The organism is Pseudoponticoccus marisrubri, from assembly GCF_001482405.1.
Lineage (GTDB): Bacteria > Pseudomonadota > Alphaproteobacteria > Rhodobacterales > Rhodobacteraceae > Pseudoponticoccus > Pseudoponticoccus marisrubri.
Genome location: NZ_LPXO01000062.1, coordinates 1 through 329, shown reverse-complemented (window position 1 = coordinate 329; position 329 = coordinate 1). Strand labels below are relative to the sequence as shown.

Genomic DNA, 329 nt, shown 5'->3' with positions numbered 1-329 from the left:
CTGTCGATGCTCAGCGTATCGCCATCGATATCGCTGTCGTTGCTCAGCAGGTCCGCCGCACTGATCGTGACGGCGGTGTCTTCTGTGGTGCTGGCGCTGTCATCCACCGCAACCGGCTGGTCGTTGTCTGGGTTGACCGTCAGGTTCACCGTCGCCGTATCCGTGCCGCCATTGCCGTCACTGACCGTGTAGGTGAAGCTATCACTGCCGTTGTAGTCCGCATTTGGCGTGTAGCTGAAGGTGCCATCGCCATTGTCCACCAAGGTGCCGTTCGCTGGCTGGGTGAAGCTGTCGATGCTCAGCGTATCGCCATCGATATCGCTGTCGTT

1 protein-coding gene is annotated in these 329 nt (G+C 59.6%); it reads right to left on the bottom strand.

Annotated features, from left to right (window positions below; translation table 11 throughout):
* A partial coding sequence (locus AVJ23_RS21970; RefSeq protein WP_157772775.1) for a cadherin-like domain-containing protein occupies positions 1 to 329 on the bottom strand: 329 nt, incomplete at both ends.